Below are 14,185 nucleotides of genomic sequence, written 5' to 3'. Positions count from 1 at the left end.
GTGTCGAGAATTTAACTTGGGTAGGCTCGTCAACGTCAATGGCGTTGGCATAAGGAGGCCGTACTCGTGGCCAAGCGAGTGGTGCCGGAGGCGGCGCGCAGGCGGCGCCGCCCCACCAAACACGGGCAGGTCCTCACCCATCAGCTCATCGTGGAGACCTCGCTCCGCATGCTCCGCGAGCACGGGGCGGCGGGGCTGTCCGCCCGCCGCCTGGGTCTGGCGCTGGGCGCGGACGCCAGCACGGTCTACCGCTATTTCCGCGGCATGGACGACCTGGTGCTGGCGATCGCGGACGAGCTGTTCGGCACGGCGATGGCCGACTGGCGGCCTACCGGCGACTGGCGCGCCGACCTGCGCGAGCTGGGCCTGCGCATCCATCACGCGTACCTGGCGCACCCGCAGGCCGCGGTGCTGACCGCCAGCCGGGTCACCGGCCGGCCGAACGAGGTGGCCGGGGACGAGACCATCATCGGCATCCTGCGCGGTGCCGGGTTCGCGGACGGGGACGCGGTGCGGATCTATCACGCGTTCATCGACCAGAGCCTGGCCTTCGCCATCCTCGACGCCGCCACGCTGGCCCTGCCCAAGGCGGCGCGGGAGGCGGACGAGGAGGTGTGGCAGGCCACGTACGCGCGGCTGCCCGCCCGTACGCACCCGAACATCGCCGCGACGGCGCCGCTGCTGGTGGCCGAGATGAACGACAGCGCCTACCCCACGGCCCTCGACATGCTCCTGTCGAGCGCGTCCGCGCAGCTCAGGTGAGCAGGGCCCGGATCTGCTCGGTGCCGCCGTCCCGGAGCCAGGTGCGGAAGTCCAGGAGACCGGGGTGGCGTTCGCGCAACGCCGCGATGTCGGCGCGCCACAGTCCGCGCTCGTCCGCGAAGGCGCTCTCGGCGTCCGGACCGAGCCCGAGAGAGCCGATGGGCAGCTGCCGGTAGGTGATCTCGCGCCCGAGGCTCCGGCTGATCAGCTCCACCGTCCGCCTGGGGGTCAGCTCGTCCCCGGCGATCTCGATCGCCTGCCCGAGGTAGTCCCGCGGGTGGGAGAAGGCGAGGCGGGCGAAGACGCCGATGTCGGCGGCGGCGATGAGCTGCACCGGCGTGTCCGGGCCGAAGAGATGCCTGAGCTCGCCGCCTGCGATCCCGCCGACGGGCAGGCCGGGAATGGTGTGGTTCTCCATGAACCGGACCGGCCGCAGGATCGTCGCGGGCAGGCCGGACGCGCGTATGTGCTGCTCGATCTGCCACTTGCTGTCCCAGTAGGGCAGTCCGGCACCTCGGTCGGCGCCGCCGACCGAGGTGAACACGAAGTGGGAGGTTCCGGCCGCGGCGGCGGCGTCGACGAGGGCGCGGCCGCGGCGGATCTCCCGGTCGAGGTCGTCGTCGTCGGGCGTGACGCCGAAGACGCCGTACGCGCCGGCCGCCGCTTCCGCGAGCGAGCCGGTGTCGTCGAGGTCTCCAACGCGTAGCTCGGCGCCCTTCGCCTTCAGCGCCTGGGCCGCCGGCGCGTCCGGGTCGCGGACGAGGGCGCGGACCGGCCAGCCGGAGGCGAGCAGTTGGACGGCGGTGGCGCCGCCTTGGCGTCCGGTGGCGCCGGTCACCAGGACGGGCTTGTCGACGAGGTTCACCAGGGCTCCTAACGGTAAGATGAGACTGTCTCAAGAAATATATTGAGATAGTCTCAAGTTAAGCAACCTGGGAGTGTCCATGACGACCACCGGCCCAGCGCCCCGGCGCCGGATGCGCGCCGACGCGCGCCGCAACTACGAACGGCTGCTCGCCGAAGCGGCGGCGGCGTTCGCCGAGCACGGGGTGGAGTCCTCGCTGGAGGACGTCGCGCGGCGCGCGGGGGTGGCGAACGGCACGCTCTACAGCCACTTCCCCACCCGGCAGGCGCTGCTCGAGGCCCTGATGCGCGACCGCATGGAGGCCCTGGCCGGCCGGGCCCGCGACCTCCTCGACCACCCGGACGCCCACGAGGCGCTGATCACCTGGGCGCGCGCGGGGATCGCGCATGCGGCGATGTATCGGGGGCTGGCCACCTCGCTCATGCGCAGCATCGAGGACGAGACCTCGGAGCTGCACGCCGCCTGCCAGTCCGTGCTGACCGCCGGCGAACGGCTGCTCGAACGCGCGCAGGCGGCCGGCGCCGTGCGCCCCGACGCGACCGCCTCGGACTTCTACACCTTGATCAACGCGCTTGCGTGGGCGGGCGAGCAGACGACGCCCGAGCAGGGGGAACGGCTGCTGGCCTTCGCCATCGACGGACTACGACCCTCAGCGCGGCCGTAGCGGGGGGCCGCCGGCGGCCGCATCCGGATATGGCGGCGCACTCGTGGGCGTACCGGGACGCCGGCCTGCCTCTGGGGGGTACCGGAAGGCTGGCGCACCGCCGGGGAACACCGGAACGCCCGCATACCTCCTGGGAGGCACCTGAACGCCGGGATGTCTCCTGGGAGGCACCGGAACGCCGGCGTACCTCCGGGGGACACCGGAACGTCGGCGAACCTCTGAGGGTATCGGGACGCCGGCGTCAGAGGCGGTTCTTGGCGATGCGCTTGCCGAGGCTCGCCAAGGACTCGTCGGCCATGAGGGCGGGCAGCCGCGGCGCGTCCGCCTCGACCTGGGCGAGCACCGCGGGATGCGCTCCGCAGAAGCGGCTCCAGGCCCGCACCACCTCCGGCATCGCCGCGATTCCCGCCTCCGACAGGATGGCCTCCCTGGGCAACCAGGACGTCAGGAACTGGGTGACCCGCGCCGGGCTCCACCACAGAGGACGATCGCCCACGAACTCGGCAAGCTTCTCGAACGCCTCCCGCGCCCCGGGCAGGTCCGGCAGCTCGCGGAACCGGCTCACGGTGTCGTCGGGCGCCGGACGTACGAGATCGGGCACCGCGCGGGCCCTGGAGAGCGCGACCGGCCGCACGGCGGGCAGCGTGTCGGCGACCAGCGCCCCCATGATCCGGTCGCCCAGCTCGAACGCGTCCAGCACCCGCCCAGCGACCGCCCCCGGCTCCTCGGCCCGCAGGCCCAGGTCGTCGAGGAACTTCACCTCCTCGACCACCGCGTCCACCGCCAGACCGCCGTTCACCTGGTCGATGGCGACGACGAGGAGGTGCGGCTCCTTGCCGTTCTCGTACCGGAACGACAGGGCCGCGAGGGCCTGCTCACCGTACGGGTCCGCCTTGCCGTACCAGCCGCCCTCACACGCCACCCGCCCCATCCGCCGCACCCACCCGGGCAGCGTCTCCAGGACGCCGTCAGCGGCCCTGACGTACACGCTCGCCGCCGCCTGGTCCTGAGACCCCGCCCCACCCCGAGCACCTGCTCCGAACTCCGGGCTCACATCGGACGCGAGACCTTCGCTGGACACGGGTCCTGCATCGGACGCGAGCTGTGCGTCGGATGCTGGGCGTGCCTCGGCGGCCGGGTCGACCGCCGCCAGGGCCGCGAGCGCGAGCCGCGCCTCCGTCCCGCCGTCCTCGGACAGTTGCCGCAGGAAGGGCTCCACCTGGTCCGGCTCGAGATCGGCGGCGAGCCGCGCCGCCCACAGCTCGGTCCTCAGCGGCGAGCACCACCGGAGCAGGTCACGTGCTTGGGTAATCGCCATGGTAAACACTGTCGTGTTCACTTAAACCTCTGTAGGAGGGCCGGTCCTTTAGGGCCAGATGGAACCAGACCCCCGCCGGCATAACGCCGACGTGGCCGCGCTGGTCTCAAGCGCAAAGCGTACATAGCCACTCCTTTCCAAAATGCTTATGGATCTTCTTGGATTTCGGTAGGATTCGAACGTGCGTACGGCGTACAAAATGCGGGCCTACCCTACCCCCGAACAGGTCGCGGGGCTCAACCGCACGTTTGGATGCGTACGTCTGATTTGGAACACGGTCCTGGCCTGGCGGCACGCCCGCTACCACACCGAAGGCCGGAAGACCTCCTACGCCGAAACAGACCGATACCTGACCCAGCTCAAACGTGACGGCGAACACGACTTCCTGTACGAGGTGTCGTCGGTGCCGCTCCAGCAGACGCTCAGGCACCAGTACACAGCGTTTATGAATTTCTTCGCCGGACGTGCCCGTTACCCGCGCTTCAAGTCCCGGCACGGCAAGCAGGCCGCAGCCTACACGCGGTCGGCTTTCCGCTGGCGTGACGGGCGTCTGCACCTGGGCAAGCTGGACGGCCCGCTGGAGTTCGTCTGGTCGTGGCCCGACGTGGACCCGGCCACACTGAACCCGACCACCGTGACCGTCTCCCGAGACCCCGACGGCCGCTGGTATGTCTCCATCGCTGTCGACACCGAAGGCAACGACGGCGAGCAACTCCCGCTGGCCGGGCGGATGATCGGCGTTGACCTGGGTGTCAAGGATTTCGCGGTGACCTCCAATGGGGACCGTGTCGCCAACCCGCGCCTGCTGGACCGCAAGGCGCGCAACCTGGCCCGCTACCAGCGGCGCATGGCCCGCAAGGAACGTGGGAGCAACAACCGGGCCAAGGCCAAGGCCAAGGTCGCCCGCGCCCACCGCAAGATGCGGGACGCCCGACAGGACTTCCTGCACCGGGTCAGCATCCGAATGGTCCGCCAGGCCGACACTATCGTCATCGAGGACCTCAACGTGCGTGGCATGGTCCGCAACCGCAGCCTGGCCAAAGCGATCTCCGACTGCGGATGGGGCTCCTTCCGTCGCATGCTGGAGTACAAGGCAGCCAAGTATGGTCGCCGCCTGATCGTGATAGATCGCTGGTATCCCTCGTCCAAGACATGCTCCCGCTGTGGGCACCTGCTCGCTGAGCTGAGCCTGTCCACCCGGCACTGGACTTGTCCGGGCTGCCGCACCCGGCACGACCGGGACATCAACGCGGCCAAGAACATTCTGGCGGCAGGTCTTGCCGTGTCTGCCTGTGGAGCTGATGTGAGACATTCCGGGTACTCCCGGGTGCGGTCGGCTGTGAAGCAGGAAGCCCAGCCCGTGAGGGCTGGAACCCTCTGCCCTTAGGCGGAGGAGGAAGTCAACCTTCAACCGTATCGCCCCCCGGCCCCGGGTTGTTCGGCTGTCCCGCGTGTGGAGGATCGCCCGCGGGTGCGGGGCGTCTTCGCCGAGTGGTCTGGGGCGACCAGGGGTGGGGTGCGCGTGTGGCGGCGTGCCAACTGCGCCGGAGGGAGGGCCGTCGTCCTCGCTGGGGTGGTACGCCGTGGCCCCTCGCGCGGCTGGTTCCGCGGGAGGGGCCGGTGGGTTGGTGGTGGGTTAGTCGGTGAGGCCTGCCTTGCGGAGGGCTTCGGCCATGGCGCCGGAGGGGGCCGGGCGGTCCTGGCGGCGCTGGCCGCCGCGCTGGCCGTCTCCGCGACCGCGCTGGTCGCCCCCGCCGCCTCCGCCGCGACGGCCACCGTCCCCACGACCGCCGTCTCCCCGGCCGCGCTGGTCGTCGCCGCGGCCCTGGGTGCGGTCGCGCTGGCCGCCGTTGCCCTTCCCGTCGCCGCGCCCGCCGTCACCGCGTGCACCGTCGCCACGTGCACCGTCACCGCGTGCGCCGTCTCTGCGGCCGCCTTCGCCGCGACCCCCGTCGCCGCGGTTGCCCTCTCCGCGGCCGCCGCCTCGGCGGGAGCCGTCGCCCGGGGACTGGGCGGGGGTCTCGTCGTCCAGGCGCAGGGTCAGGGAGATGCGCTTGCGGGGGATGTCGACGTCGAGGACCTTGACGCGGACGATGTCGCCGGGCTTGGCCACGTCACGCGGGTCCTTGACGAAGTTTCGCGACATGGCCGAGACATGGACCAGGCCGTCCTGGTGGACGCCGATGTCCACGAAGGCGCCGAAGGCGGCGACGTTGGTGACCACGCCCTCCAGGATCATGCCCGAGGACAGGTCGGAGAGCTTCTCGACGCCCTCCTTGAAGACGGCGGTCTTGAAGGCGGGACGCGGGTCGCGGCCGGGCTTCTCCAGCTCGCGCAGGATGTCGGTGACCGTCGGCAGGCCGAACGTCTCGTCGGTGAAGGTCTCGGGCTTCATCGAGCGCAGGGCCGCGGTGTTGCCGATCAGCGACTTGAGGTCGGTCTTGGCCGAGGTGAGGATCCGGCGGACCACCGGGTAGGCCTCCGGATGCACGCTCGACACGTCGAGCGGGTCGTCGCCCTCGCGGATGCGCAGGAAGCCCGCGCACTGCTCGAACGCCTTGGGCCCGAGCCGGGGCACCTGCTTGAGCGCGGCGCGCGTACGGAAGGGGCCGTTGGAGTCGCGGTGGCGGACGATGCTCTCGGCCAGCGTGGAGCCGATGCCGGACACGCGCGTGAGCAGGGGCGCCGAGGCGGTGTTGACGTCGACCCCGACGGCGTTGACGCAGTCTTCGACCACCGCGTCGAGCGAGCGGGAGAGCTTGGACTCCGCCAGGTCGTGCTGATATTGGCCGACGCCGATGGACTTGGGGTCGATCTTGACCAGCTCGGCCAGCGGGTCCTGGAGCCGGCGGGCGATCGAGACCGCGCCGCGCAGGGACACGTCGAGCTCGGGCAGCTCCTGCGACGCGTACGGCGAGGCCGAGTAGACCGAGGCCCCGGCCTCGGAGACGACGATCTTGGTGATCGACGGCATGTGCTTGACCAGGTCACCGGCCAGCTTGTCCGTCTCGCGGGAGGCGGTGCCGTTGCCGATGGCGATCAGCTCGACCCCGTGGCGCTGCGCGAGCGCGCCCAGGACGGCCAGCGACTGGTCCCACTGCCGCTTGGGCTCGTGGGGGTAGATGGTCGCGGTCTCGACGACCTTGCCCGTGGCGTCGACCACGGCGACCTTGACCCCCGTACGCAGACCGGGGTCGAGGCCCATGGTCGCCCGGCTCCCGGCGGGGGCGGCGAGCAGCAGGTCGCGCAGGTTGGCCGCGAAGACCCGCACCGCCTCGTCCTCGGCCGCCTGCCACAGCCGCATCCGCAGGTCGATGCCGAGGTGCACGAGGATGCGGGTGCGCCAGGCCCAGCGCACGGTCTCGCCCAGCCACTTGTCGGCCGGCCGCCCCTGGTCGGAGACACCGAACCGGGAGGCGATGCGCATCTCGTATTCGGGGCTGTCGTCCGGCTCCAGCGCGACCGACAGCACCTCCTCCTTCTCGCCCCTGAACATCGCCAGGATCCGGTGCGAGGGCAGCTTCGTGAACGGCTCGCCGAACTCGAAGTAGTCGGAGAACTTGGCCCCCGCCTCCTCCTTGCCCTCGCGGACCTTCGACACGAGCTGCCCGCGGCTCCAGAGCTGCTCGCGCAGGCCGCCGATCAGGTCGGCGTCCTCGGCGAACCGCTCGATCAGGATCGCCCTGGCCCCCTCCAACGCCGCGCCCGCGTCGGCCACGCCCTCGGTGACGAAGCCCTCGGCCGTGGCGGCGGGGTCGAGCGTCGGGTCGCCGAGCAGCTGGTCGGCCAGTGGCTCCAGGCCGAGTTCGCGGGCGATCTGCGCCTTGGTGCGCCGCTTGGGTTTGTACGGCAGATAGATGTCCTCGAGCCGGGCCTTGGTCTCGGCCGCCATGATCTGCTCGCGCAGCTCGTCGTCGAGCTTGCCCTGAGACTCGATCGACTCAAGGATCGCCGCCCGCCGCTCCTCCAGCTCGCGCAGGTAGCGCAGGCGCTCTTCGAGCGTGCGCAGCTGCGCGTCGTCGAGGGTGCCGGTGACCTCTTTTCGGTATCGCGCGATGAACGGCACGGTGGCGCCGCCGTCGAGCAGCTCGACGGCCGCCTGCACCTGGCCGTCGCGTACGCCCAGCTCTGCCGCGATCCGCTGGTGAATAGAGAGCACTTGCCTGCCTTTCGATGGTCCCGCCGGTCAATTGTGCAGGACGACGCCGTCTTTCATGACCAGAGTGCGCGCAGGGTGAACGACCACGGCCTCCGCCGCGCCCCCGCACGGCACCACGACCAGGTCGGCCCGGTCGCCCGGGGACAGGCCGTACGACTCCAGCCCGAGCGCGCGGGCGCCGCCGTAGGTGGCGGCCTCCAGCGCCAGCTCGATGTCCTCGTCCCTGCGGAACGTGCTGCGGTAGGCGACGTGCATCGCCCGCTCCAGCATGTCGCCGCTGCCGTAGGGCCCCCACAGGTCGCGGATGCCGTCGTGGCCGCAGGCGACGGTGACGCCCGCGGCCCGCAGCTTCTTGATCGGCGGCACGGGGAAGCTGTAGACGGCCGCGGTCGCGATGGCGACGCCCGCCTCGGCGAACCCCTGGACCAGGCGGTCCTGGTAGGCGTCGTCGAGCTGGCCGAGCGCGTACGCGTGGCTGACCGTCACCCGGCCGCCCAGCCCCAGCGCCCTGGTGCGCTCGGTGATGAGCTCGAGCTCCCACCCGCCGAGCGACCCGCCGTCGTGCAGATGGAGGTCGAGGTGGGCGCCGTAGCGCTCGGCCAGGCCGAAGACCAGGTCGAGGTGGCGTACGGGGTCGCGGTCGATGCCCGCAGGGTCGAGGCCGCCGACCGCCTCCACGCCGCTCTTCAGCGCCTCTTCGAGCAGCTCGGCGGTGCCGGGGTTGATCAGCACGCCGTGCTGGGGGAAGGCCACCTGGCGAACGTCGACGGGGGCGGAGGCGGCCGCCTCGAGCACGGCCTCCACGCCCCGCAGCCCCACCTGGGGGTCGATGTCGGTGTGGGTGCGGACGTGGGACGTGCCCGCCGCGCTCATGCGCGCCAACAGCGCGGCGATCCGCTCGGCGCTCGGCACGCCCAGCTCCGCGCGGCGGCCGAGGTCGTTTCCGATGCGCCCGGCCAGCGTGTCGTCGGCCGAGTGGGGCACCCACGGGCCGCCGTAGAGGGTCTTGTCGAGGTGACAGTGCGCCTCGACGAGGCCGGGCAGCACGAGTTGCCCGGTGATGTCGACGATCCGGGCGTCCGGCGCCTCGACGCCCGGGGCGACGAGGTGGATCCGGCCGTCACGGACGAGGATGTCGGCGGGGGCGTCGCGCCCCCAGGGGTGCCCGCCGCGGAGCAGCACGTCGGTCATGGCAAGCACCCTAAACGGCGGTGCCGACGATTTCCGCCTCCCGGCCGGGATCGGCCGAGACTGGTCACGTTCACGGGTGGCGCCGCGCGAAAGATCTTGCCGTTTCTCGGCCGCGACCGGTCGCGTCAAGTAATGGCCAGTCACGGAAGGTCGCGCTCAGTCGCGGCGGGCCGCGAAAAGCTCCACGTGGTAGCAGTATCGGCAGCGGTAGGCGTCGATCTCCCACTTCGGCCGGCCCATCAGCTTGGCGCCGCCGAAGATCCCGCGCTCCAGCGCGCCCTCGACCCATCTGGCGAAGCCCGGAGAGTTCTCGCCCGAGTCTCGGATGAACCCGGCCTCGAGCCCCTCCTCACCGCAGTGCGTACAGTGTAAGTTCGGCATGCCTATACAGATTAGTCAGATCTCGTCCAGGTGGGAGATGTTCGCCACGTCGGCGGACTCGGCGCTGGCCCGCCCCGCCAGCCAGGCGTCGAGGATCTCGTCGAGCACCACCTCGGACGTGAGCCGCAGGCTGAGCGCCAGCACGTTGGCGTCGTTCCACTTCCTGGCCCCGTCGGCCGTGTAGGCGTCCACGCACAGCGCCGCGCGGATCCCGGGCACCTTGTTCGCCGCGATCGAGGCGCCCGTGCCGGTCCAGCAGCAGACCACCGCCTGGTCGGCCCGCCCCTCGCGCACGTCGCGGGCGGCCAGCTCGGAGGCCCATGCCCAGTCGTCGCGCTCCTCCTCGCTGAGCGCGCCGTGGGTGACCACCTCGTGTCCCCGCCTGCGCAGCTCCGACACGACCCGTTCGGCCACCCCGTCCTTGCTGTCGGCGGCCACCGAAATCCGCATGTGCCCTCCCGTTCCGACCTCAGATGTATCAAGGGCCGCGGCCCAGGCGCCAGCACATGCCCTGGACTGGCTAAATGAGATGAAGTGTGCTTGGTTGTGTCGCCATATGAATATTGACGAGAGCGATATTCCGGCGCTCGCCCGCGGGTGTGCCGTCCTGGGCACCGGGGGCGGTGGTGACGTGCGTACCGGATCGCTGGCGGCGATCGGGGCCGTCCGCGAGTACGGCGAGGTCCCGCTGATCGGCCTGGACGACCTGGACGACGACGCGTTGATCGTGCCGCTGTCGGGCATCGGGGCTCCGACCGTGAGCCACGAGATGATCCACAGCGCGGACGAGCCCAAGCGCATCGCCGAGGAGATCGAACGCCTCTTCGGCCGTCCCCCGAGCGCGATCATGTCCTCCGAGATCGGCGGCTCCAACGGGGTCGCGCCCGTCGCCTGGGCCGCCCGGCTCGGCCTGCCACTGCTCGACGCCGACGGCATGGGGCGGGCGTTCCCCGAGGTCCAGATGGTGTCGATGTACGTGGCGGGGCTCCCGGCCGACCTGGTGATCATGTCTGACATCGTCGGCAACGTGGTGACCATCCGCCCGGTCGACGGCCTCTGGTCGGAACGGCTGGCCAGGGCGGTCTGCGTGGCCGCGGGCTCGTCCGCGCTGATGGCCGACTACGTGCTCACCACCGTACGGGCCAGAGGCGCGGTCATCGAGGGCACGGTGACCCGCGCCATCGAGATCGGCAGGGCCACGGAAGGCGCGGCGGACCCGCTCGGCGCGCTCCAGGGGAGTCTGGGCGCCGCCCGGCTGATCACCGGCAAGCTGACGGACGTGGAGCGGCGCACCACGGGCGGGTTCGTCCGGGGGACGGCCACGATCGAGGGCACCGGCGAGGACCGGGGCCGCCGCCTCACCCTGGAGTTGCAGAACGAGAACCTGGTCGCCCTGGAGGACGGCCGGGTGCGGGCCATCGTGCCCGACCTCATCACCGTCGTGGACACCGAGACGGCCGCCGCCGTCCAGACCGAGGGGCTCAGGTACGGCCAGCGCGTCACGGTGCTCGCCTGGCCGTGCGACCCGCTCTGGCGCACCCCCAAGGGTCTGGAGACGGCCGGGCCGCGGGCGTTCGGTTACGACCTGGACCACGTTCCCGTCGAGGAGCTGACGGCGCATGGCTGACCTGCGGGTGGGGATCGACGTCGGCGGCACGAACACGGACGCGGTGGTGCTCGACGCCGACGGCCGCGTGATCGCCAAGGCCAAGCGGCCGACCACCCCCGACGTGACGGAAGGGCTGCGGGCCGCCCTGGACGCGGTGCTCGCCGAGCTAGGGAATGAGCAGGACCGGATCGGCCGGGTCATGCTCGGCACCACGCACGCGACCAACGCCCTCCTCGAGCGGCGCAACCTCGGCCGCGTCGCCGTGCTGCGGCTCGGCGCGCCCGCCACCACCTCCGTCCCGCCGCTGTCCGGCTGGCCCGGCGACCTGCGCGCGGCCGTCTCGGCGGGGGAGGCGATCGTGCCCGGCGGCCACTACGTGGACGGCCGCGAGATCGGCCCGCCGGGGCTCGACGCCGTACGCCGCTTCCTGGACGGCCTGGAGGCCGACGCGGTGGCGGTCACCGGCGTGTTCAGCCCGGCCAGCGGCGATCACGAGCGCGTCGTCGAGGAGCTGATCAAGGCCGAGTACGGCCTGCCGGTCTCGGTGAGCCACGAGATCGGCTCGCTCGGGCTGCTGGAGCGCGAGAACGCCACCGTGCTCAACGCCGCCCTGTACGGCGTCGCCGCCCACGTGACCGAGGCCCTGGTCACCGCGCTGGCCGAACGGGGCCTGGGCGCGAAGCCGTACCTGGCGCAGAACGACGGCACGCTCATGACGCTGGAGCACGCCGCCCGGCTGCCGGTCTCCACGATCGGCTCGGGTCCGGCGAACTCCCTGCGCGGCGCCGCGTACCTGTCGGGGGTCGCCGACGCGATCGTGGTGGACGTCGGCGGCACCTCCACCGATCTCGGCGTGCTGGTGGGCGGCTTCCCGAGGGAGTCGGCGGCGGCGGTCGAGATCGGCGGGGTGCTGACCAACTTCCGCATGCCCGACATCCTGGCCATCGCGCTCGGCGGCGGCACGGTCGTCCGCAATCCGGGCATCGGCCCCGACTCGGTGGGTTACCGGATCGTCGAGGAGGCGCTCGTGTTCGGCGGCTCCACGGTGACGATGACCGACGCGGCCGTGGCGGCGGGCCGGACCCCGGACGAGGCGTCCGGCTGGCGCGAGCGCCTCGAGGCCGCCGTCCGGGCGCGCGACTCGGGTGACATGTCGGAAAGAATGGCAGACACCCTGCAAAGAGCGGTGGCCATCGCGGACGAGATGATCATCGACGCGGTGGACCGGATGGCGCTCGGCAAAACGGACAGACCCCTGGTCGCGGTGGGTGGCGGGGCCTTCCTGCTGCCCGACGCCATCCCCGGCGCGAGCCGGGTCGTCCGCCCCGAGCACGCCGAAGTGGCCAACGCCGTGGGCGCCGCCATCGCACTCGCGAGTGGCAGAGTGGATACGATCTTGCCTGCGGGAGATAGCCGGTCAAAAGCGATCGAAAGGGCCAAAGAGGAGGCGGCGGCGCGAGCCGTCGCGGCGGGGGCGGATCCCTCCGGCGTAGAGATCGTGGACCTCCTCGAGGTGCCGCTGAGCTACCTCTCCGAGCCCGCCGTGCGGGTACACGTCAAAGCAGCCGGACCACTCGCCCGGTGACAGACCGAAAGGATCCCCCCTTCATGAGCTGGCACAAGCGTCTGCTCGTCGCCGGGGTCACCGGTGTCCTGGCCTTGACCGCATCCGCGTGCGCGGGCGGTCAGGTGCGCGGGGCCGGCGGAACCCCCAAGCCGGCCGAGAGCAGCGGCAGCAGCCAACCGGCGGCCTCCCCGGCCGCGCAGGCCAACGACAGCACGTTCGTGTACGTGCCGAACCTCGACGTGGTCACCGACTGGGACCCCGCGACCTCGTACTCCAACGAGATCGTCGCCATGCAGAACATCTACGAGGGCCTGACCAGGTACAACTCCCAGGAGAAGAAGGCCGAGCCGCGCCTGGCCACCGAGTGGACCTCGGCGAACGAGGGCAAGGAGTGGACGTTCAAGCTGCGGCAGGGCGTCAAGTTCCACTCCGGCGCCGCGCTCGACGCCGAGGCCGCCAAGAAGGCCATCGAGCGGACGATCGAGAAGAAGGGCGGCGCCGCCTACATCTGGGACGCGGTCAAGACGATCGACGCGGTGGACGCGTCCACGCTGAAGTTCACGCTCAAGTACGCCACCCCGCTCGACCTCGTGGCCTCCTCCGGCTACGCGGCCTACATCTACGACGTGAACGCCGTGGACAAGGACGGCAAGTCGGACGCCGGCACCGGCCCGTACACGATCGGCTCCTGGCAGAAGGGCAAGGAGACCGAGCTCACGCTGAAGGCGTACGAGGGCTACTGGGGCGGCTGGAAGCCGGAGCAGTACAAGAAGGTCGCCTACCGCGTCACCCCCGAGATCACCACGGCCTGGCAGCTGCTGCAGAAGGGCGAGGTCAATTTCGTCCAGCGGCTGAACCCGCAGCTCTTCCAGCAGGCCGGGACGACCCCGAACGTGCAGACCTCCGCCTCGCCGTCGTTCCAGAACCTGCTGGTGCTGTTCAACACCGCGAGCGGGCCCGCGAAGGACGTCAGGGTCCGGCAGGCCCTGCAGTACGCGATCGACTACGACGGCCTGGTGGCGGCGCTGAAGGGCTCCGGCCAGAAGGCCAACGGCCTGGTGCCGCAGGGCCTGCTCGGCCACGCCAACGACATGGAGCCCAAGCAGGACCTCGCCAAGGCGCAGGCGTTGCTCGCCGAGGCCGGCTACGGCCCGGACAACCCCGAACTCAAGCTCACCATGACCTACGCGCAGGGCGACGACGACCAGAAGCTGCTGGTCACGCTGCTCAGCTCGGCGCTGAAGGGCATGAACGTGACGCTGCAGGCCAAGCCCATGACCTGGAGCGCGCAGTGGGACCTGGGCAAGAAGCAGGGCCAGGACATCTTCGTCATGTACTGGTACCCGGACTATCCGGACGCCTACTCCTGGTACGTCAACGTGTTCAAGAGCGCCGACAAGCCGCAGTTCAACCTGTCGTACCTGAAGGACTCCGCCATCGACACGGAGATCGACGCGCTGCCGCAGCTCACGGCCACTGACCAGCTCAAGGCCGACCAGGCGTACAAGGACCTGCAGAAGAAGATCATCCAGGTCCAGGCGGCGGTGGCCGTGCCGTACGTGCAGACCTACCAGCGCGCGCTGACGTCCGACGTCGAGGGATACGTGGACAACCCCGCCTATCCGAACGTGGTCTTCTTCTACGACCTCAAGAAGCGCGCAAGCTGACG

General features: G+C 71.0%; 12 protein-coding genes. 6 read left to right on the top strand and 6 right to left on the bottom strand.

Annotated elements, in window-relative coordinates; translation table 11 throughout:
• The first annotated feature begins 66 nt into the window (after positions 1-66).
• The gene (locus ACWEPL_RS04600; RefSeq protein ID WP_350728096.1) at positions 67-762 is read left to right on the top strand and encodes a TetR/AcrR family transcriptional regulator; all 696 of its coding nucleotides are present in this window, start codon (positions 67-69) and stop codon (positions 760-762) included.
• Here ACWEPL_RS04600 and ACWEPL_RS04595 read toward each other — a convergent pair.
• Positions 755-1,627, bottom strand: coding sequence for an NmrA/HSCARG family protein (locus tag ACWEPL_RS04595; protein ID WP_363981951.1), 873 nt, complete (start codon positions 1,625-1,627; stop codon positions 755-757). The two genes, ACWEPL_RS04600 and ACWEPL_RS04595, sit on opposite strands and share 8 nt — an antisense overlap.
• Before the next feature lie 79 nt (positions 1,628-1,706).
• Between ACWEPL_RS04595 and ACWEPL_RS04590 the strand changes: the two genes are divergently transcribed.
• Positions 1,707-2,291, top strand: a complete 585-nt coding sequence (locus ACWEPL_RS04590) for a TetR/AcrR family transcriptional regulator (protein ID WP_363981954.1) — start codon at positions 1,707-1,709, stop codon at positions 2,289-2,291.
• A gap of 241 nt (positions 2,292-2,532) precedes the next feature.
• Here the strand turns inward: ACWEPL_RS04590 and ACWEPL_RS04585 are convergent, their stop codons facing one another.
• The gene (locus ACWEPL_RS04585; RefSeq protein ID WP_452435212.1) at positions 2,533-3,609 is read right to left on the bottom strand and encodes a hypothetical protein; all 1,077 of its coding nucleotides are present in this window, start codon (positions 3,607-3,609) and stop codon (positions 2,533-2,535) included.
• A gap of 181 nt (positions 3,610-3,790) precedes the next feature.
• On the opposite strand from ACWEPL_RS04585, the gene ACWEPL_RS04580 reads away from it, so the two are divergent.
• Complete coding sequence (locus ACWEPL_RS04580) at positions 3,791-4,996, top strand: RNA-guided endonuclease InsQ/TnpB family protein (protein WP_452435211.1); 1,206 nt, start codon at positions 3,791-3,793, stop codon at positions 4,994-4,996.
• Positions 4,997-5,245: 249 nt separating this feature from the next.
• Here ACWEPL_RS04580 and ACWEPL_RS04575 read toward each other — a convergent pair whose 3' ends face one another.
• The 4 genes from ACWEPL_RS04575 to ACWEPL_RS04560 form a co-directional block, all read right to left on the bottom strand.
• Entirely contained in the window at positions 5,246-7,768 is a 2,523-nt protein-coding gene (locus tag ACWEPL_RS04575) for a Tex family protein (protein WP_363981962.1), read from the bottom strand.
• Between the two features lie 27 nt (positions 7,769-7,795).
• Entirely contained in the window at positions 7,796-8,959 is a 1,164-nt protein-coding gene (locus ACWEPL_RS04570; RefSeq protein WP_452435210.1) for an amidohydrolase, read from the bottom strand.
• 156 nt (positions 8,960-9,115) lie between these two features.
• Positions 9,116-9,340, bottom strand: a complete 225-nt coding sequence (locus tag ACWEPL_RS04565; RefSeq protein ID WP_350728090.1) for a hypothetical protein — start codon at positions 9,338-9,340, stop codon at positions 9,116-9,118.
• A 15-nt stretch (positions 9,341-9,355) separates the two neighbouring features.
• Positions 9,356-9,790, bottom strand: coding sequence for an RpiB/LacA/LacB family sugar-phosphate isomerase (locus ACWEPL_RS04560; protein ID WP_452435209.1), 435 nt, complete (start codon positions 9,788-9,790; stop codon positions 9,356-9,358).
• A gap of 106 nt (positions 9,791-9,896) precedes the next feature.
• Between ACWEPL_RS04560 and ACWEPL_RS04555 the strand changes: the two genes are divergently transcribed.
• The 3 genes from ACWEPL_RS04555 to ACWEPL_RS04545 are packed head-to-tail and all read left to right on the top strand — an operon-like array spanning position 9,897 to position 14,183.
• Positions 9,897-10,967 carry a DUF917 domain-containing protein gene (locus tag ACWEPL_RS04555; protein ID WP_397365692.1) on the top strand — a complete coding sequence of 357 codons (1,071 nt, stop codon included), beginning with the start codon at positions 9,897-9,899 and terminating at the stop codon, positions 10,965-10,967.
• On the top strand, positions 10,960-12,534 hold the full coding sequence (locus ACWEPL_RS04550) for a hydantoinase/oxoprolinase N-terminal domain-containing protein (RefSeq protein WP_452435208.1): 1,575 nt from the start codon (positions 10,960-10,962) through the stop codon (positions 12,532-12,534). The genes ACWEPL_RS04555 and ACWEPL_RS04550 overlap by 8 nt, the downstream gene beginning before the upstream one ends.
• A 23-nt stretch (positions 12,535-12,557) precedes the next feature.
• The gene (locus tag ACWEPL_RS04545) at positions 12,558-14,183 is read left to right on the top strand and encodes an ABC transporter substrate-binding protein (protein ID WP_452435207.1); all 1,626 of its coding nucleotides are present in this window, start codon (positions 12,558-12,560) and stop codon (positions 14,181-14,183) included.
• Positions 14,184-14,185: the final 2 nt, after the last annotated feature.

It is taken from the genome of Nonomuraea sp. NPDC004186 (assembly GCF_053603495.1).
Note: the sequence above shows the minus strand (reverse complement) of the source record. Positions and strands in the feature narration are given on the sequence as shown.